The sequence below is a fragment of the Cohnella caldifontis genome, from assembly GCF_029360585.1.
Lineage (GTDB): Bacteria > Bacillota > Bacilli > Paenibacillales > Paenibacillaceae > Cohnella > Cohnella caldifontis.
In genome coordinates, this window is sequence record NZ_JAQZSJ010000004.1 from 176,454 (window position 1) to 195,187 (window position 18,734).

Here is an 18,734-nt window from a genome sequence, read left to right on the forward strand (position 1 = left end):
TTTACAGAACGGCGAGCGCCTTATTGACGGCCTCTAGCACCCGGCTGCTTTGGAATGGCTTCACGATGAAATCTTTGGCTCCGGATTGGATCGCGTCCAGGATGAGCTGCCGTTGTCCGACGGCCGAGCACATGACGACCTTTGCCTTCGGGTCGATCTTCCGGATCTCCCGGAGCGCCTCGAGCCCCTCCATTACCGGCATCGTGATGTCCATCGTCACCAAATCCGGCCGGAAGGCCTTGTATTTCTCGACCGCTTCTTCCCCATTGGAAGCCTCGGTCACGACCTCATGCCCGCCCTGGACCAGAATTTCCTTGAGCATCGCCCGCAAAAAAGCCGCATCGTCGACGATCATGATGCTTGACATGTCCGAACCCCCACCCGTTTCCGTCGAAACGTCCACTGCACTGCTTGTTAGGGACATTCTAGAAAAACGGACTGAACAATTCCTGAACGGTTCCCGGTCCCGGTCAAGTCGCCCCCCGCTGGGCGGTCCAGCGCTCATACCATTCCGCGATCTCCCGTTCGGGCGCGAGGCCCAGCTCCTCGTCCAACACCCGCTGCAGTTTGGCGTATTGGCCCATGACCTCGGCGGCGTTGCCGATCTGGTCGTATGCCCTCATCAGCCCCATGTAGCTGGCCTCCCAGATCGGGAACCGTTCTTGGATCGTTTGGTACAGGCGGATGGCGTCCCCCGGCAGCCCCGCCACCTCCAACCGGACGCCCTGATCGGTCGCTTGCTGCAGCCATTTGATCCGCAGCCGTTCCCGCTCGTTCTCCGCCCACAGATAGCCTTCCACCTGCAGGTAATCCCCCCGGTAACCTTCCAGCAGAAGCCGGAACAGCTGGCCTTCGTCCATGCCGATCGCCGCTTGGGTGAGGGCTTCTTCCCATAGCTCGGTGTCGAGCGGCAACCCTCCGAGTTCCACCCGGTAGCGGCCTCCGGTATACACGATTTGGACGGGAAGCCGTTCGGCCTTCAGCGTTTGGCGGATTTGATAGACCGTCGTATGCAGGTTGGCCATCGCTTTGTCCGTGTCGAGGTCGGGCCACAGCAAATCGTGCAGCTGCTCTTTCGAAACGGCCCGGTCGCGGGAATGGACCAGGTAGGCGAACAATTCCTTCGCTTTGGAGGTTCTCCAGTTGATGCCGGTCACCTTGCCGTCCGGACCCGCCACGCCCAAGTCGTGCATGCAGCACAAGACCGGCGGAGGCGCTTCCTTCTCCGGGGGAGGAAGCCGTCTTCGTTGGTTCAGCCGCTCCAGCGTCGTCTCCAACCGGGCGATCCGGATCGGCTTGAGCAAATAATCGGCGGCCGCGAGCTCGAACGCGTTGACCGCGTATTGATCGTAGGCGGTGACGAAGACGATTTCCAAGCCGGGGTCGTTCGACTGCAGGCGGGCGGCCAGCTCCAGGCCGTTCATCCCCGGCATGTCGATGTCGACGAACGCCGCTTCCACGCCATCCCACAAGTCCGACTTGAGCGCTTCGATCGGATTTTGAAAAGTGGCCGCTACCTCGACTTCAAGACGGTTCAACAGCCGCACCATGCTCTCCAGCGCCAGCCATTCATCGTCGACGACGATCGCTTTCACGCTTCCGCCTCCCTGTCCTGCGGAATCGGAATCCGGAAGCTCACTTCCGTCCCCTCTCCCTCTATGCTATCGATGGCCAAGCCTTGGCCGTAGGCGTTTTTCAATCTTCGGTTCACGTTGACAAGCCCGATTCCGTCCCGGTAGGTCCCCTCCAGAACGGCGGCTTTTTTCGCCGGCGGAATGCCGGCGCCGTTGTCGCGGACGGATATCCGGATCCCCCCGTCTTCCTCGGCCGCCCGAATGTGCAGCCAGCCGCCCTCCAACCGTTTGAGGATGCCGTGCTTCAAGGCGTTCTCGACGAGAGGCTGGATCGTCAGCGGCGGCAGCATGAAGGAGACGTTCATGGGCAGGTCGGCGGTGATGCGGATCCGCTCGCCGAACCGTGCCTTCTCGATGTTCAAATACGACTGTACGAGGGCCCACTCCTTCTCGAACGGCACTTTGCTGTCCAGATTTCTCAGGTCGAACGAGTGCTGCAGATAACTGCCGAACTCCGCCAGCAGTTCCCGCGTGCGGTCCGGATCGACCTCGCTCAGACTCGCGATCGTATTCAGCGTGTTGTACAGAAAATGGGGTTTGATTTGCGCCTGGATCAGCGCCATCTCGATATCCAGACGTTCCCGGATCGACTGCTTCATGTGGAGCAGCGTACGGATCTTCGCCAGAAACTCGGAGGTGCGAACCGGTTTGGTGACGTAGTCGTTGGCGCCCGCGTCGAAGCCGACCAGCAAAAACGCCGGCATGCTGCGGGCGGTCAGGAACAGCACCGGAAGATCGTAGAACGAGCGGCTGCGCCGGATTTCGCGGCAGAGGTCGTAGCCGGAAACGCGAGAGAGCATCGCCTCCAGCACCACGAGGTCCCATCCTCCTTCGTTTTCGATCCTCCGCAGCGCTTCTTCGCCGTCCGTCACCGCGGTGACGTCGAGCTTCTCCTGGACCAGAATGTCGAAAATCATCCGAAGGCTGACCGGGTCGTCGTCCACGACCAGCACCCGGGGGGCGCCCGCCGCGGCGTGCCGCCGGACGGCCGCTTCTTCCCGTTCCGCCAATCCGGCCGCGACCTCCGTCAGCGCCCCACCCCATTCCGGGGATTCCGGCTCTTCCCGGGCAATCGGCAGCCGGAAGCGAATGCGCAATTCATGGTTCTCTTCCGATACGTCAAGCCCGCTGCCGTGCAGCTCCAGCAGCTTGCGGCTGATGTCCGTGCTCAAGGTGGAAGCGCCTTCGTCCGATCGGCCTCCGAAACCGCCGATCTCGGACCGGATTCCGTTCTCTCGCGCCGCCACGATTTCCACGCCGACGAATTCGTTCGGGTCCAGCCGGTCCGCTTCGATCCGGACCTCGCCTTGCGCCCCCCAGCCGACGGAATAATGGAACAGATGGAACAGGATCTGCGTCATCCGGTGCTCGTCCGCACATACCGGAGGCAAGCCCGGAGCAACCCGGTTATCGAACCGGACCGATCCGCCGTCCTTCAAATACCGCATGACCTCGGTCACGCCGCCTACGAGCATGCGGACGTCGAGAGACCGGGGCTCGAGTTCGAGCGCGCCTTCGTTCAGCTTGGACAAGTCGAGCATGTCGTTCAGCAAGGAGGACAACCGCCTGCCGGTCGCCATTAGCCGCTCCAGCCGTTCCCGCTGCCGTTCGTTCGGGAGGTCGTCGCCCAGCATCACTTCGGCCATATTGATCATGCCGTGCAGCGGAAGCCGGATTTCCTGGGACGTCGTCGCGAGGAAATCGTTCTTCAGCCGGTCGGCCACCAGCAGTCGCTGCGACAAAGTCTCGATTTCCTTCATGCCTTTGAAAAACCGCTTCGCGATGACGAACGCCATGACGAGAATGAACCCGATTTTCTCGGCCGGGAACATCCCCTGCAGCCGGTCCGCTCCCATGTAGTACAGCCCTTGGAAGATGCCCTCGTTCATAATACACCCGGCCGCCAGCAGCGAATAGATGGAATCCCGGTTCCCCCGGTAGTACTCCTTGACGAGAATCGAAATCGCGTAGAGGACGACGAACAAGTCGTAGCCGAATAACGCGAATTCGCTTCTGGAAAACAAGGAAACGGGGGTCAGCGCATACAAAGCCGCCAGCGCGGCCGCTGCCGCGAACGCCAAGCGCACGGCCTTACGGCGGGCGTGCTGCGGATACATGGCGTTCACGAACCCGAGCAGACAGGCGAACAGGAGCGGCGAAGGAATCATCTGCAGCTTGACTTGCAGCCCATAGGGCACGTCCGGCAGCAACCGGAACAGCAGCTTTTCGTCGTGGGTCATCCAAAACAGCAGGGACATCCAGAAGAAAAGCGCGAAATAGAGCAGCTCCCGATTTTGCCGGCGGAAAAAATAGAGCATGAGGAAAAAGACGGTGCAGACGAAGAATATCCCCATCAGCATTCCGTGTTCGGCGGTTCGGATTACGTTCTCCCGTTCCGCCGCCGCGGCAAGGCCCAATTTGACCGTATGCGCGATGCCGCCCAGCCGGGCGTAGTCGTAATTGGCCGCCTGAACGACCACTTGCGCGGTGCCGCCGCCCATACCGAAAGAAGCCGCGACGGGCATGACGAGCGCCTTCGTGTCGGCGCGGGAGGCGCCCGGCGTTCCGCTGCCTCCGATCCGAACGCCGTTCACGTACAAGGTGCTGGCGCTGCGGATAATCGAGGTTTGGAGCGTATAAGTCCGTTTCCCGGCTTGGCCCGGATCGGGCATGCGGATGTTCAGCCGGTAAGTTCCGTAACCGAAAGGGGAAGCCATCAGCCGATCCCACCCGCCGGGGACGCGGACCAGCCGCCTTTCGGCTTCCGGGAACGGTTCCCCCGGTCCGATCAGCCGGTTCGGGTAAAACTCCCATTCGCCTTTGAGCGGGATCATCCGATCCGCATCCGGTTTCCAGCGGGTCAGGTCGATTTCGCCGTTCACCGCCTTCGGATCCGACCGGTGCGTCTCGTACCCCCAGCCCCATCGCAGCGCGGCCAAGACGAGAAACGCCGCGGCGACCATGACCAGTTTCCCAGTTTTATTCACGCGATTAGTCCCTTATTTCACGAAATGGAATAGCGGACATGCTGCTCCAGCAGGCGCATCTTCCCGATCCGCCCATGCGCGAGGTAGCGCCGCGGATCGTCCGAATAATGCATGAGCCGGATTTTCTCCTGGACGGACTCCGGCAAGGTGGCCAATTGGTCCAAAGAAGCATGGTGCCGAGCGGGTTCCAACGAGCAGTCGTGGAAAATGAACCGGACGCGCTCCTGCAGTTCCAGGAGGAGCCGTTCGTCGAATTGGGCGTCGGAGCTGTAATAAAGCGGGCCGATCCGAAGGCCGCTGCTGCTTTTGCCGGGCACGTGAAGCGTGCGGACCAATTCCGCCGGCATCCCGTGGATCGATACGGTTTCCCCGTGCTTCATCGGCTTGACGTTGAAAAAATCGTCCAGGCGGTCGGATGGACCGTCCGCGGTCCCGCCTTTCAAGCAGTGCTCCCACAGCGGATCCAAGAGGTCCTCGGCGGCGAACAGATCGATCTTTTTCTTGTATTTGAACTTGCCGTCCAGCGCGATTTCTTCCAGCCCTCCGACATGCCCCGAATGGAGATGCGTCACGAGCACCCCGTCGATGTCCTTCTCCCAGGACAAACCCAACTCGTGCAGCGACCGGGTGGCCGTGCTGCCGCAGTCGATCAGCAGGCGGTAACCGTTCAAATCGAGAAGGGCGTTGTTAGGGTACAGCTTTTTGTAAAAGCCCCCTCCGGTACCGAGCATGAGCAAATCCATCCGATGGTCCCCCTGCAGCAATGCTGATTCTAACTTTTTCGCCGTTCGACAAAAAATTCCTTTATTTGCGTAGAAATCCCCCAAAAGTGACGCGATGCTCTGCAGCTTAGTCCGATTACTTTGGGGGGAGCCCCCGGTAAAGGCACAGGAAATGATGTTGCATAATTTCCTTGAAAATAAAAAGAACCTTGCCGAGGTTTCCCTCAGGCAAGGTTCTTGCGCCTGCGCGCGGCTCGCGGGGAGCCGGACGCGAGATTTACATCATGTCCATGCCGCCCATTCCGCCCGGCATTCCGCCAGGAGCGGCTTTTTCTTTCTCCGGCTTGTCGGCGATGACGGCTTCGGTCGTCAGCAGCATCGCGGCAACGGATGCGGCGTTCTGCAGCGCGGAACGGGTCACCTTCACCGGGTCGATGATGCCGGCTTCGAACATGTTGACCCATTCGCCGGTCGCGGCGTTGTAGCCCGTGCCGACCGCTTCCTTCTTCAGGCGCTCGACGATGACGGAGCCTTCTTGGCCGGCGTTGGAAGCGATCGTGCGGATCGGTTCTTCCAGCGCGCGCAGCACGATGTTGACGCCCGTTTTCTCGTCGCCTTCCGCTTGAACGGACGCTACGGCATTGTAGACGTTCACGAGAGCGGTACCGCCGCCGGAAACGATGCCTTCTTCAACGGCAGCGCGGGTTGCGTTCAGCGCGTCTTCGATGCGCAGCTTGCGCTCTTTCAGCTCGGTCTCGGTAGCGGCGCCGACTTTGATGACGGCTACGCCGCCGGCCAGCTTCGCCAGACGCTCTTGCAGCTTCTCGCGGTCGAAGTCGGAGGTCGTTTCTTCGATTTGCGCTTTGATTTGGTTGACGCGAGCGTCGATGTCGGCTTTGTTGCCTGCGCCGTCGACGATGATCGTGTTTTCTTTGTTGATGCGGATTTGGCGGGCCGAACCCAGTTGCTGCGGCGTCGTGGCTTTCAGCTCAAGGCCGAGCTCTTCGGTGATCACCGTGCCGCCCGTAAGCGCCGCGATGTCTTGCAGCATCGCTTTGCGGCGGTCGCCGAAGCCCGGAGCTTTCACGCCGACGCAGGTGAACGTGCCGCGCAGACGGTTGACGAGCAGCGTAGCGAGCGCTTCGCCTTCGATGTCTTCCGCGATGATGAGCAGCTGTTTGCCCGTTTGGACGACTTTCTCGAGTACCGGCAGAATCTCTTGGATGTTGGAGATTTTCTTGTCGGTGATCAGGATGTACGGGTTGTCGAGCACGGCTTCCATTTTGTCCGTATCCGTGATCATGTACGGGGAAATGTATCCGCGGTCGAACTGCATCCCTTCGACGACTTCCAGGTCCGTCTGGAAGCCTTTGGACTCTTCGACGGTGATGACGCCGTCTTTGCCGACTTTCTCCATCGCGTCCGCGATCAGCTCGCCGACTTCGTCGTCAGCGGCGGAAATCGCGGCGACTTGCGCGATGTTGTTGCGGCCCTCGACTTGCTTGGAGATGGCTTTCAGTTCCGTAACGGCGGCTTTTACCGCTTTGTCGATGCCCTTGCGGACGACCATCGGGTTCGCGCCCGCGGTTACGTTTTTCAGGCCTTCGCGGATCATGGCTTGGGCCAGAACGGTTGCCGTCGTCGTACCGTCGCCGGCGACGTCGTTCGTTTTCGTAGCAACTTCTTTCACCAGTTGAGCGCCCATGTTCTCGAACGCGTCTTCCAGTTCGATTTCCTTCGCGATCGTCACGCCGTCGTTGGTGATCAGCGGGGATCCGAATTTCTTCTCCAGAACGACGTTGCGGCCTTTCGGGCCCAGCGTCACTTTCACGGCGTTCGCCAGGGCGTCTACCCCGCGAAGCATCGCGCGGCGCGCGTCTTCGCTGAATTTGATTTCCTTCGCCATCTTAAGTACCCTCCTTGAATTCAAGAGCTTTCAATCCCCCGCTTGCCGCGAAGGGGCGTTCCTTATGTGGGTTCGGCCGTTTTCTCTTAGCCGACGATTGCGTGGATGTCGCTTTCTTTCATAATCAAATACTCTTTGCCGTCGTACTTGATTTCCGTTCCCGCATACTTCGAGAACAGAACGCGGTCGCCTTCCTTCACTTCGAGCGCCACGCGCTGCCCGTCTTTATTGAGCGAGCCGCTGCCTACGGCGATAACTTTGCCTTCTTGCGGCTTTTCTTTCGCCGTGTCCGGCAGCACGATGCCGCTGGCGGTTTTCTCTTCCTTGGCGATCGCTTCGACCAATACGCGGTCTCCCAAAGGTTTGATCATGAAAATAGCCTCCTTCTGATTCAGGTAAAGGGTGGATTTGGTACTGTTAGCACTCAATCGACTTAAGTGCTAATAACCATTTCTAATCATACTGATTTTGTTTACGGTTTTCAAGTCCCCGGAACCAAAAAAATGAAAGAGACCCACAGACGGCTGCGGGTCCCTTTCCGAGCGGGCATAATGCCCAGTTTGCCCGAATGGGCAAGCCTTCATTCTCAAGCTTTGAGGTTGCCTACGAGCCCTTTGAGGCGGGAGGCCATCGTGCTGAGGTTGTCGGCGGTTTTGGCCATTTCTTCCGTGGAAGAGAGCTGTTGCTGCGTCATTGCCGATACCTGTTCGGTGAACGAAGCGGTCTCTTCGGTGATGCGCGCGATGTTCTGGATCGACTGGAGCACGGACGCGCTTCCGGCCGTCATCTGTTCGACGGAGGCGGCCACTTCCAGCAGGCTTCCGCTGAGTTGGGTGACGCTGCCCACGATTTCGCGGAACGAGACTTCCGCGCCCCGCATTCCCTCTACCGTCGTGAACACTTGGCTCGCGCTTTGCTCGAACATGGCGGCGACCTTCTCGATATCCCCCGACATCGCCTCGAGCGTATCGCCGATTTGTACGGCCGACTGCTGCGTCTGGTCCGCCAGCTTGCGGATCTCTCCGGCGACGACCGCGAAACCGCGGCCGTGCTCGCCGGCCCGCGCCGCCTCGATGGCGGCGTTCAGCGCCAGCAGGTTGGTCTGGTTGGACACTTCGGAGATGTACCCGATGACTTCCCGGACTTGCTCCGACTTGTGGTTCAAGCCGCGCACCGTTTCTTGCAGCGAACGGAACGCCGTTTCCACCTGGGAGATTTCCTCCGAGTTGGTCCGCATCAGCTCGGAGCCTTCCTCGGCGCGGACGCGGGTCGACTGCGCCGAATCGGAGACGCCGGTCGTCGTGGAGGCGACTTGGTTCAAGCCGTCCAGCGTCTCCTGCATGACGGCGGTGATTTCCTGCGACTGCGCGACTTGCGTCTCGGAGCCCGCGGCGACCCTTTCCACCGCTTTCGACACTTCGCTGCTCACTCTGGCGTTCTCTTCGGCACCCTGCTTCAGGTGGATCGAAGCCGCGGCCAGTTCGGCCGTGCTGTCGCGCAGCGCTTTGATCAAATTCTGCAAGCCGTCCAGCATCCCGTTGGCGGCGCCGACCAGCTCGCCGATTTCGTCGTTGTTGCTGCGCACGTGGATCCTCCGGGTCAAATCCCCGCCCGACGAAGCGATGTTCCTCAAGGTGGAGGTGACCTGGCCGATCGTGTCCGCGATATTGCGTCCCTGCAGAACGCAGATGAACGCGCTCACGCCAAGCAAGACCAACAGAATGATTCCCGTTTCCAAGACCAGGGCGAAATCGTCCGAGTGGCTCGCTACCAGCAGAACGAATGCCAAAACGATCAAAACAGCCTGGATCCCGAAACCGACAAAAAACTTCTGACGCAGCGACAGATTGCGCATCCTTCGACTCCTCCCGGAATATAAAACCTTATGTAAGCCTTTTCCATAAAGTGTACCATAATTTCGGGCGTCCGAGTATCAAAATTTGACAAGAACCGAGCAGTTCGATCAAGCATGGCAAAAAAAATCCGCCGGGGCGCTCCCCCAAGCGGATCAGGATTCGTTTTCGAGTTCGAGCTCTCTGGCCCTGCGGGCCTCCATTCGTTTGCGATGGGCGATTCCGGACAGGAACACGCTGAATTCGAACAGGACGATCAGCGGGATCGCAACCAGCAAATCCGAAATGACGTCCGGAGGCGTGATGATAACGCCGATGACCACCATGACGAACCAAGCGACCCGTCTCATTTTCTTCAGCAACGCCGGATTCAAGATGCCGATTCTCGACAGGAACATGATGACGAGCGGCAGTTCGAACAGAAGGGAAATCGGCAGGAGCAGGTTGAACAAGAACGAGAAATATTGGGTGAGCCCGTAGGTTTGCTCCAATCCCATGCTGGCGGTAACCCGCTCGGTAAAATAATAGGCCATCGGGAACACGACGTAATACGCGAACGACAAGCCGATCAGGAACATCAGGAGCGCGCCCGGAATGTACCGAAGCGTGGCCCGCCGTTCCCGCGGGCCGATCGCCGGCTTCACGAACGCCCACAGCTGGTAGAAGGCGAAGGGGATCGCGGCCACGAAAGAAATCAGCACGGCGAACTTCATGTACAGCCCGATCGCGTCCCAAGGGGAGAACGCGTGCAGCTCCAAGTGCTCGGCGGGCGCGGCGGCCACCAAATAATCGAACAGCGGCTGGGCGCCGAACAAGCCGCCGGCCATGCCGAGCGCGAACACGATCAGCGAATAGATGATGCGCCTGCGCAGCTCTCCGATGTGATCCCAGATCGACATCTCGCCGTCCGCGCGTTGATCTGCGGAGCCGGTTTGTTGCGCCATGGGGCGGGAACCTCCTTAACGAAGTCAAGGCCGGGCCTCGCTCCCGGCTCGAATGATGAATGATGTGCGATTGCGGCTTTTTAGTCCGCTCTCAACATTGTCTCCGACACGTGATTTCGCCGAATTAGCGCATGACATGCTCTATATTGTATTCAACCTCGTGACTCCGCCGAATTAGCGTATCACGTACGCTATCGTGCATTCGGCCTCGCCACTCCGCCGAATTAGCGTATCACATACGCTATCGCGCCTTCTGCCTCGCTACTCCGCCGAATCAGCGTATCACGTACGCTATTGCGCCTTCAGCCTCGCCACTCCGCCGAATTAGCGTATCACATACGCTATCGCGCATTCAGCCTCGCCACTCCGCCAAATTAGCGTATCACGTACGCTATTGCGCCTTCTGCCTCGCCACTCCGCCAAATTAGCGTATCACGTACGCTATCGCGCATTCAGCATCGCCACTCCGCCGAATTAGCGTACTACGTACGCTATCGCGCCTTCTGCCTCGCCACTCCGCCGAATTAGCGTATCACGTACGCTATCGCGCATTCAGCCTCGCCACTCCGCCGAATTAGCGTATCACATACGCTATCGCGCCTTCTGCCTCGCTACTCCGCCGAATCAGCGTATCACGTACGCTATTGCGCCTTCAGCCTCGCCACTCCGCCGAATTAGCGTATCACATACGCTATCGCGCCTTCTGCCTCGCTACTCCGCCGAATCAGCGTATCACGTACGCTATTGCGCCTTCAGCCTCGCCACTCCGCCGAATTAGCGTATCACATACGCTATCGCGCATTCAGCCTCGCCAGTCCGCCGAATTAGCGTATCACGTGCGCTATCGCCCATTCAGCCTCGCAACTCCGCCGAATTAGCGTATCACGTACGCTATCGCGCTCGCGACCGCAAACGTCCGCGCCTGCAAACGCGAACAAAGGCGGCTGCGAGATGCAGCCGCCCCCGCGCGACCTCGGCTTATTCCGGGAGGCGCCGTTCCGTCGCCGGTTGCTCCGGTTTCTCCTCCGGAGAAACGTCCACCCGGCGGGCGCCGCGATCCTGGCTGTCGTCCACCAGGTCGTTCGCGCCTTTCTTGAATTCCCGCAGCGTGCGGCCGAACGCCCTGCCCAGCTCGGGCAGCTTGTTCGGTCCGAACAGCAGCAGGGCGATCAGCACCAGCAAAATGATTCCCGATGCGCCGATACCGCCCATTGTCGTTCACTCCAATCGATGTAAACTTCCGATCACAATCGGCTTGCGCAGAATGCAACCCGTTTAACGGTGCAGGCCACCGTAACCCATGCTCACGATGTCTTCCCGCGTAATCCGATCCCCCGCCAGCACGCGGGGCAGCAGGACGTCGAATGACGTATAGGGATCGTGCATCACGCAGCCGGGCAGTCCGAAAACCGGCACCCCTTCCAAATAGCCGAACAGCAGCATGGAACCCGGAAGCATCGGCGTTCCGTAGCTGACGATGTCCGTTCCGGCCTCGGCGATGGCGCCGGGAGTCCGGTCGTCGGGGTCGACAGACATGCCGCCGGATACCAATATCATATCATACCGTTGCGACAGGAAATAGCGAATTTCCTTGACAATTGTTTGTCGGTCGTCCGGCGCGAAGCGCTGCTCGGCCAGCTCAGAGCCGAGCGCCTCCAGCTTGGCGGCTACCGCCGGCCCGAATTTGTCCTGGATGCGCCCGGTGAACACCTCGCTTCCGGTCGTCAGCAGCCCCGCCCGAAGGCGTCTCAGCGGGCGCACATCCAGCGGCGCGCGTCCTTCGTTCGCTTCCCGGTAAGCGGCCGCGATCCGCTCCACCTCCCGGACTTTCCGCTCCGGCACGATGAGCGGAATCGCGCGCGTCGCGGCGAGCGGCTCGCCCGGCTGCACGACCCGGTGGTTCAACACCGTGGCCAGCGCGACTTCGCCGAGCGCGTTCACCGCGTCCACGACTTCCCGCGCGACGAACGCCAGACCGCCCGACGCCGACTTCAGCGTCACTTTCCCCTCATGGGGCTCGCCGTAGGCAATCCGATCGCCCGCCAGCGCGGCGGCCATCCTCAACGCGGCGTCATCCTCGTGCAAATCTTCTTCCGAGAGTTCGATGACATAAAGATGTTCCTTGCCGATATCTTTCAGTTTCGGGATGTCTTCCTCCGTCACTTTGTGGCCTTTGCGGAACAGCCGCCCCTTGAACGTCCCGGGCAAAATCTGCGTCAAGTCGTGGGCGAGCACCAAGCCGACGGCGTCCTCCACCTTCACTTCCCTTAGGACGGAGGAGCCGATCACGGTCGTTCCGTCCGGCAGCTCCGACTCCCGCATCGACATGGCTCAAGACCCCTTTCTCCTGCCGGTAACTTGGGCCAGCGCCTCCGGCAGCAAATCCATGATCGGCATCAAATGGTCGTTCACGCCCTTCGGTTCGCCGGGCAGGTTCAGGATCAGCGTCCTCCCCCGGATCGCGCAGACGCCCCGGAACAGCGCGTTCATGCGGAACTTGGCGGCCGCGGCAGAACGCATGGCTTCCGCCAGACCGGGCACCGACCGGTCCGCGATCCTCAGCGTCGCTTCCGGCGTCACGTCCCGGAAGCCCAGTCCGACGCCGCCCGTCGTCAGGATCAGGTCCGCTTGGAAATAATCGGCCATTTCGATCAGGGCGGCCCGGATTTCATCCTGTTCGTCCGGCACGACCCGGTAATCGACGATATCGCCGCCGAGTTCTTCCTCCACCAACTCCCGGATCACCTGGGCGCTCGTATCCTCGCGTTCCCCTCTGGAGCCTTTGTCGCTCGCCGACAGCAGCGCCACTTTCCAACGCATGCGTTCTCCCCCCGCTCCCCTGATTCCCCAGCCGTTTCCCAAGTTCGTTCGCCGTCCGCAAGACCTTCGCCAGGAACCTTTTCTATGTTTCTCTAAGCTAACCGACCCAGCCGATCCAGCCGATCCCCGTCTATGCCGTTCCGATCAACCGGCGAAGTAATCTCCGCTTTTGCCACCCGTTTTCTCCAGCAACCGGACGTTCTCGATCGCCATGTCTTTCTGGATCGCCTTGCACATGTCGTAGACGGTCAGCGCCGCCGCCGAAACCGCCGTGAGGGCTTCCATCTCCACCCCGGTGCGGCCCGTCGTCTTCACCTCGGCCGTAATCGTCAGGACGTCCCGTCCGTTGTCTTCAAAACGCAGGTTGACGCCAGTCAGCGGAAGCGGATGGCACATCGGGATCCAGTCCGACGTTTTTTTGGCCGCCTGGATGCCCGCCACCTGCGCGACCGCCAGCACGTCCCCTTTGGCGACGCCGCCTTCCTTGATCCGCCGCAGCGTCTCCGGCGCCATCCGCACCGACGCTTCCGCCAGCGCCGTCCGCGACGTCACCGGCTTCTCCGTAACGTCGACCATGTTCGCGCGGCCCTGCTCGTTAAAATGGGTCAGTCGGTCCGTCCGTTCCATCTTTACCCCCCTTATCCAGCCATAAAACGCCATCGTCCGTGGCCAGCGCGTCCAGCTCCAGATCGTGCGGTTCCTGCGGCAGCGGGTCAGCCGTCAACTGCCGGGAGAACGCGAACCCGATCCACAGCGTCTCCCCGTTGCCGCGCGCCGTTTCCGCCGCGAACAGCCGGTCGTAATAGCCGCCGCCGTATCCCAGCCGGCTGCCGTCCGCATGGAACGCGAGTCCGGGCACCAGCACGGCGTCCAGCGGACGTTCCGGCGGCAGCGGGTCCGTACGCGTGAGGTCCGGTTCCGGCACCCCCCACCGGCCGGGACGCCAATCGTCCGGCCCGCGCACGACGCGCCATGCCAGAACGTCGCCGACGACCCGAGGCGCCGCCGTCCCATCGCCGGCCGCCCAACAGAGCCGAGCGAGCGGCAACGGATCCGCCTCCGAGCGGAAAGCGGCGTACACCCCGACCGTGAGCGGTCGCCCGAGCCGTTCCCGCAGCGGCGCCAGAACCTCCCGCTCCACCGTCCGGCACAGCCGCTCGGAGAGGACGGCCCGTTCCGCGGCCGGGATGGCATCCCGCAAGGACGCCGCCCGCCTGCGCAGCTCCGCTTTCGCCAAGACCTCCCGCTCGCCGCTCACGCACCGCCGCCACCTTTTCCGAATCGTTTTGAAAATCCATGAAAATCTAGCTTCAGTGTACCACCTTGCCCGCGTCCCCGCCAAGTTTCCCCTTTTGGACGGTTGCCGGGAATTACGGTAAACTGGGAGGTGATCTCTTCAAACTCCCCTACTACTTGTTCTCGGAGGGAATTTACTTGCTTCTTCAAGCCGCAGGCATCCATAAATATTACGGAACGACTCCCGTGCTTACGGGGGTATCCATTCAAGTGAACGAAAGGGACCGCATCGGCCTCGTCGGCGTTAACGGGGCGGGGAAATCGACGTTTCTGCGCATCCTCGCGGGCGAGCTGCAGCCGGACAGCGGTTCCGTCTCGAAGGTAAACAAGGAGCTTCGCATCGGGTATTTGGCGCAAAACAGCGGGCTTCAGGGGCACCGCACCATCCAGGAGGAGATGGTCTCCGCTTTCGGGCCCCTGCTGGAACAAGAAAAGCAGCTGATGGCGCTGGAAGCCCGGGTCGGCGACCCGAAAGAGCAGGCGGACGAAATCCGCTACGCCTCGCTGCTGACCCAATACGCCGACCTGGTCGAGCGGTTCCGCGAAGCGGGCGGTTACGAGATGAACAACCGCATCCGCAGCGTGCTGCACGGCATGGGCTTCGGCTCCTTCGCGCCCGACACGGAAGTCGCTTCGCTCAGCGGCGGACAGCGCACCCGCCTGGCGCTCGCCCGCCTGCTGCTCGTGCAGCCGGACCTGCTGCTGCTCGACGAGCCGACCAACCACCTGGACATCGATACGCTGGGCTGGCTGGAGCAATATTTGCGGACGTATTCCGGAGCGATGATCATCGTTTCCCACGACCGCTATTTCCTCGACGCGACCGTCACCCAGATCGTGGAAATCGAACGCCATGCGTCCACCCGCTACACGGGGAACTACACGCGGTATATGGAACTGAAAGCCGCCGACTTCACCCAGCGCATGAAGCTGTTCGAGCAGCAGCAGAAGGAAATCGCCCGCATGGAGGACTTCATCCAGCGGAACATCGCCCGCGCCACCACGACCCGCCGCGCGCAAAGCCGCCGGAACGCGCTGGAGCGGATCGAGCGGCTGGAGAAGCCGGGAACGCTGCGCCAGGCCAGCTTCTCGTTCGCGGCCGAGCGCCGGAGCGGCAAGGAAGTGCTCCAGGTGTACGATGCGTCGGCCGCTCCTTCCCCGGGCATGGAACCGCTGTTTCGAAACGTTTCAATGGAAGTAAAGAGAGGAGAACGCATCGCCCTCCTCGGACCCAACGGCGTGGGCAAAACGACCCTGCTCCGCGCGCTGGTCGGCAGTCTGGAGCTGCGGACGGGGTCGATCCGCTGGGGGGCGGGCGTGTCCATCGGCTATTACGACCAGGAGCAGCGCGAGCTGACGCCGACGAACACCGTGCTGGAGGAAGTCTGGAACGCGTATCCCCAGAAGCCGGAAGCGGAAATCCGCACCGTGCTCGGCAATTTCCTGTTCAGCGGCGAGGACGTGCGCAAAACGATCTCCTCCCTGAGCGGAGGGGAGAAAGCCCGGGTCGCCTTGTCGAAGCTGATGCTGAAAATGGCGAACGTGCTGGTGCTCGACGAGCCGACCAACCACCTCGACCTGATGAGCCGGGAAGTGCTGGAAGCGGCGCTGGAGGAATACGACGGAACGCTGCTGTTCGTCTCCCACGACCGGTATTTCCTGAACCGGATCGCCGACCGCATCGTCGTGCTGCAACCGGACGGCACCGAGAACTATTTGGGCAACTACGACGACATGGTGCGGAAGAAAAAGGATTTGGCGGAATGGGAGACGTCCTCGCAGCCGGCTTCGCCCCGCGGCTCCTCCCCCGGCGTCGAAACCTCGGCGCCGGCGAACGATTACGAAGCGGAAAAGCAGGCCAAGCGCGAGGAGCGGGCCCGCACCCGCAAGCGGGAGCAGGCGGAAGCGGAGATCGAGCGGCTGGAGGCGGAAATCGCCGCGCTCGAGGAGTCGATGGCCTCTCCCGAGGTCAGCACCGACTACGTGCTGCTCCGGGAGAAACAGGCGGAGGCGGACGTCCGCAGGGTGCGGCTGGAGGAAGCATACGCCGCATGGGAAGCGCTCATGGAGGAATGAAAAAACCATCCACCGAAATATCCACAGCTTGCACAGGCAACGGCATCGCGCCCCGGCTTCGGAAGCCGACGCAAAGCCGTCCCGCGCAAGCTTTTTTTACGCTCCGTTGACCATTCCCTGCACTTTTCCACCGAGTCATCCACATCATCCACACCATCCACATGCCTCCTGTGAAAAACTCCTCCCGTTTTCACCGTCTCCCAACCCTTACTCCCCCAATGCGTTGCCCGATTTCTCCACAGTATTCACAGGAGGTGTGGATAAGTTTGTCCACACCGGGCGCAAGCTCTTCTTTCATTCCGCCGACGGGATCCGAATCACGCGCTGCGGCGCCGAACGATCATTCGGGTTGACAAGCACCGATTACAATTGTAATCTTAAACCGTCGACTACAAATGTAATCCATAGACCGGAAGGAGAGAGCCGAAAGTGACACCCCGCATTTCGGAAGCCGAGTGGGAGATCATGAAAGTTTTATGGAAGCAATCTCCCCTCGCCGCGCAAGAAATCATCGAACGTCTGGAAAGCCGCAGCGACTGGAAGCCCAAAACGGTCAAAGCATTGATCGGCCGCCTCGTTCAGAAGAAAGCGGTGCGCTATGAAACCGCGGGCAAAATGTACTTGTACTCCCCCGCCTGCACGGAAGAAGAATGCAGACGGCAGGAACGGCAATCGTTTCTTCAGCGGATTTACGACGGCGCCGCCAAACCGATGCTCGTTCATTTCCTGGAGGACGAAAGCTTGTCCCCTTCCGACATCGAAGAGCTAAGACGCCTTCTGGACGGCAAACGGTCATGAGCCTGCCCTCCTCCGAGCCGCTCATCCGGCTGTTTGCGTCCGTCGTCCTGTCTGCCGGTCCGTTCATCCTGGTCGGCGTTCCCCTGCTGCTCTTGGCCGACCGGGCCGCCGGCCGGAAAAATCCGCGCCTAACCTACGGGCTTTGGCTGCTGTTCGCCGCCAGGCTCTTCATTCCGTGGGCTCCGGATACCGGGTACGATCTGGGGAACGTACTTCCGCAAGTCACCGAGCATTTGCGGCCGTATCAAACCGTAATCTCCGTCGATACGCCGGCATCCGCCGTCGCCGGCGAATCCCGCTGGCCGGCGCTTCCCGTTGCCGAGTCTGCGGCCGAAGCCGGCCGATCCGATTCTCCGTGGTTGTATGGCATCGCGGCGGCATGGCTTGCCGGAGTCGCCGTTCTCGCCGTTCTGTCGGTCGCCGCCGGCCGGGCAAGGGCGCGCGAAATCAGAAGCTCCGTGCCGGTGGAGGAGCGAAGGTTGGTTGATCTGCTGGACGATTGCCGCATGAGGCTGGGCATCCGGCGGCCCGTCGGGCTCGTCCGGTCGGGAAGCGTATCTTCCCCCTCGCTGTACGGCTTGCGGAAACCGCTCATCGTCTTGCCGACCGGACTTGCGCCGGAAGCGCTCGACGACGGAGAATGGACCTGCGTGTTCCTGCACGAATTGGTCCATTGCCGAAGGCGGGATATCGCTTGGAACGCGGCGATGAGGGCGCTCGTCGTCCTGCACTGGATCAACCCGTTCATGTGGCTGGCGGGCAGCCGGATGCGGGAAGCCCAGGAAGCGGCTTGCGATGCCCGCGTCCTGGCATTGGCGGACAAGGAGCGGTACGGAGGAACCGTCCTCAAGCTGCTGGAAATGCGCTTCAGCGCGCCGGTTCGGACGTTTTCCCCTTCATTGTTCGGACCTCGAAATCGATTGAAAAGGAGAATGGTCATGATCGCATCCCATAAACCCGGCAAGAAAAAAGCCGTCTTTCCGCTTCTGCTGGCCGGAATCGCCTTGCTCGCGGCGGCCGTGTTCACGGGGGTCCGGGCAGACGCGGAAAGCTCGCCGAAGCCGGCTGACGGCAATGTCGCCTATACGCTGCCGACAGCGGGAAAACTCCGCGTTGCTTTCGGACAAGCCGTGCCGGTCAGCCGAACGGAGAAGAAAATCTCCGAAGGGATCCGCATTACGGGCGAGGAAGGCACGCCCGTCTACGCCGTCGCGGACGGCGCCGTTCTGGAGGCCGGCTACGACAAATCGGACGGCAACCGGGTGACGATCGGCCATGCGGACGGGATCCGATCGTACTCCGCCCATTTGGAGAAGCTCGAGGTCAAGAAAGGAGAACAGGTCAAACGGGGACAGCGGATCGGCACGATGGGATCGACCGGCGCGAGCACGGGAACGCAGCTGTTTTTCGAGCTTCTGAAGGATGGCGTCCCGATCGACCCGGCCGGCGTGCTCGATCTCGCGCCGCTGCGGAAATAACCTTCGATAGGTTTGCGCTGCAATGGCATTATTCGAATGCTTGTGTCACGTGGAAAATGGCAAAATCGTGCTCATGACCCGTTCCCAAGCGATCGATTACGTGCGGGAAAAAATGGTCGCTTACCGCGTCGGCGACGGATTGCTCTCCGAGGAATTGATTTCGGAACGTCGGGAACCATCGGCATCATGAGTAAACAAGCCGTCCTGGATGCATCGGCCG

18 protein-coding genes are annotated in these 18,734 nt (G+C 61.1%); 4 read left to right on the top strand and 14 right to left on the bottom strand.

Annotation, left to right across the window (positions count from 1 at the left end):
* Position 1 precedes the first annotated feature (1 nt).
* From PTZ19_RS09045 to PTZ19_RS09110, 14 genes are all read right to left on the bottom strand, one after another.
* Positions 2 to 367, bottom strand: coding sequence for a response regulator (locus tag PTZ19_RS09045; RefSeq protein ID WP_276353873.1), 366 nt, complete (start codon positions 365 to 367; stop codon positions 2 to 4).
* 103 nt (positions 368 to 470) lie between these two features.
* On the bottom strand, positions 471 to 1,595 hold the full coding sequence (locus tag PTZ19_RS09050; RefSeq protein WP_276353874.1) for a response regulator: 1,125 nt from the start codon (positions 1,593 to 1,595) through the stop codon (positions 471 to 473).
* Positions 1,592 to 4,621 carry a hybrid sensor histidine kinase/response regulator gene (locus PTZ19_RS09055; RefSeq protein ID WP_276353875.1) on the bottom strand — a complete coding sequence of 1,010 codons (3,030 nt, stop codon included), beginning with the start codon at positions 4,619 to 4,621 and terminating at the stop codon, positions 1,592 to 1,594. Before PTZ19_RS09055 ends, PTZ19_RS09050 begins: the two co-directional genes overlap by 4 nt.
* A 17-nt stretch (positions 4,622 to 4,638) precedes the next feature.
* A complete protein-coding gene (locus tag PTZ19_RS09060) occupies positions 4,639 to 5,364 on the bottom strand; it encodes an MBL fold metallo-hydrolase (protein ID WP_276353876.1) in 726 nt (241 codons plus the stop codon).
* 256 nt (positions 5,365 to 5,620) lie between these two features.
* A complete protein-coding gene (gene groL / locus PTZ19_RS09065) occupies positions 5,621 to 7,249 on the bottom strand; it encodes a chaperonin GroEL (RefSeq protein ID WP_276353877.1) in 1,629 nt (542 codons plus the stop codon).
* Positions 7,250 to 7,335: 86 nt separating this feature from the next.
* The gene (groES, locus tag PTZ19_RS09070; protein WP_276353878.1) at positions 7,336 to 7,620 is read right to left on the bottom strand and encodes a co-chaperone GroES; all 285 of its coding nucleotides are present in this window, start codon (positions 7,618 to 7,620) and stop codon (positions 7,336 to 7,338) included.
* Between the two features lie 215 nt (positions 7,621 to 7,835).
* Positions 7,836 to 9,104 carry a methyl-accepting chemotaxis protein gene (locus tag PTZ19_RS09075; RefSeq protein WP_276353880.1) on the bottom strand — a complete coding sequence of 423 codons (1,269 nt, stop codon included), beginning with the start codon at positions 9,102 to 9,104 and terminating at the stop codon, positions 7,836 to 7,838.
* A 153-nt stretch (positions 9,105 to 9,257) separates the two neighbouring features.
* Positions 9,258 to 10,046, bottom strand: coding sequence for a twin-arginine translocase subunit TatC (gene tatC / locus PTZ19_RS09080; RefSeq protein WP_276353881.1), 789 nt, complete (start codon positions 10,044 to 10,046; stop codon positions 9,258 to 9,260).
* A gap of 978 nt (positions 10,047 to 11,024) precedes the next feature.
* Positions 11,025 to 11,258: a twin-arginine translocase TatA/TatE family subunit gene (gene tatA, locus PTZ19_RS09085; protein WP_276353882.1), complete on the bottom strand. Its 234-nt coding sequence runs from the start codon at positions 11,256 to 11,258 to the stop codon at positions 11,025 to 11,027.
* Between the two features lie 63 nt (positions 11,259 to 11,321).
* On the bottom strand, positions 11,322 to 12,374 hold the full coding sequence (locus PTZ19_RS09090; RefSeq protein ID WP_276353883.1) for a molybdopterin-binding protein: 1,053 nt from the start codon (positions 12,372 to 12,374) through the stop codon (positions 11,322 to 11,324).
* A gap of 3 nt (positions 12,375 to 12,377) precedes the next feature.
* Positions 12,378 to 12,866: a MogA/MoaB family molybdenum cofactor biosynthesis protein gene (locus PTZ19_RS09095; RefSeq protein WP_276353884.1), complete on the bottom strand. Its 489-nt coding sequence runs from the start codon at positions 12,864 to 12,866 to the stop codon at positions 12,378 to 12,380.
* A 144-nt stretch (positions 12,867 to 13,010) separates the two neighbouring features.
* Positions 13,011 to 13,493, bottom strand: a complete 483-nt coding sequence (moaC, locus tag PTZ19_RS09100; RefSeq protein ID WP_276353885.1) for a cyclic pyranopterin monophosphate synthase MoaC — start codon at positions 13,491 to 13,493, stop codon at positions 13,011 to 13,013.
* The gene (locus tag PTZ19_RS09105) at positions 13,462 to 14,124 is read right to left on the bottom strand and encodes a 5-formyltetrahydrofolate cyclo-ligase (protein WP_276353886.1); all 663 of its coding nucleotides are present in this window, start codon (positions 14,122 to 14,124) and stop codon (positions 13,462 to 13,464) included. Before PTZ19_RS09105 ends, moaC begins: the two co-directional genes overlap by 32 nt.
* Complete coding sequence (locus tag PTZ19_RS09110) at positions 14,121 to 14,312, bottom strand: hypothetical protein (protein WP_276353887.1); 192 nt, start codon at positions 14,310 to 14,312, stop codon at positions 14,121 to 14,123. Before PTZ19_RS09110 ends, PTZ19_RS09105 begins: the two co-directional genes overlap by 4 nt.
* Between PTZ19_RS09110 and PTZ19_RS09115 the strand changes: the two genes are divergently transcribed.
* The 4 genes from PTZ19_RS09115 to PTZ19_RS09130 all read left to right on the top strand — a co-directional run bounded on the left by PTZ19_RS09115 (position 14,301) and on the right by PTZ19_RS09130 (position 18,704).
* Positions 14,301 to 16,238 (top strand): ABC-F family ATP-binding cassette domain-containing protein, encoded by a 1,938-nt coding sequence (locus PTZ19_RS09115; RefSeq protein WP_276353888.1) that lies wholly within the window; start codon positions 14,301 to 14,303, stop codon positions 16,236 to 16,238. The two genes, PTZ19_RS09110 and PTZ19_RS09115, sit on opposite strands and share 12 nt — an antisense overlap.
* Before the next feature lie 429 nt (positions 16,239 to 16,667).
* On the top strand, positions 16,668 to 17,036 hold the full coding sequence (locus PTZ19_RS09120; RefSeq protein ID WP_276353890.1) for a BlaI/MecI/CopY family transcriptional regulator: 369 nt from the start codon (positions 16,668 to 16,670) through the stop codon (positions 17,034 to 17,036).
* Entirely contained in the window at positions 17,033 to 18,514 is a 1,482-nt protein-coding gene (locus PTZ19_RS09125) for a M23/M56 family metallopeptidase (RefSeq protein ID WP_276353892.1), read from the top strand. Before PTZ19_RS09120 ends, PTZ19_RS09125 begins: the two co-directional genes overlap by 4 nt.
* Positions 18,515 to 18,563: 49 nt before the next feature.
* The gene (locus PTZ19_RS09130) at positions 18,564 to 18,704 is read left to right on the top strand and encodes a hypothetical protein (RefSeq protein ID WP_276353893.1); all 141 of its coding nucleotides are present in this window, start codon (positions 18,564 to 18,566) and stop codon (positions 18,702 to 18,704) included.
* The last annotated feature ends 30 nt before the right edge of the window (positions 18,705 to 18,734 follow it).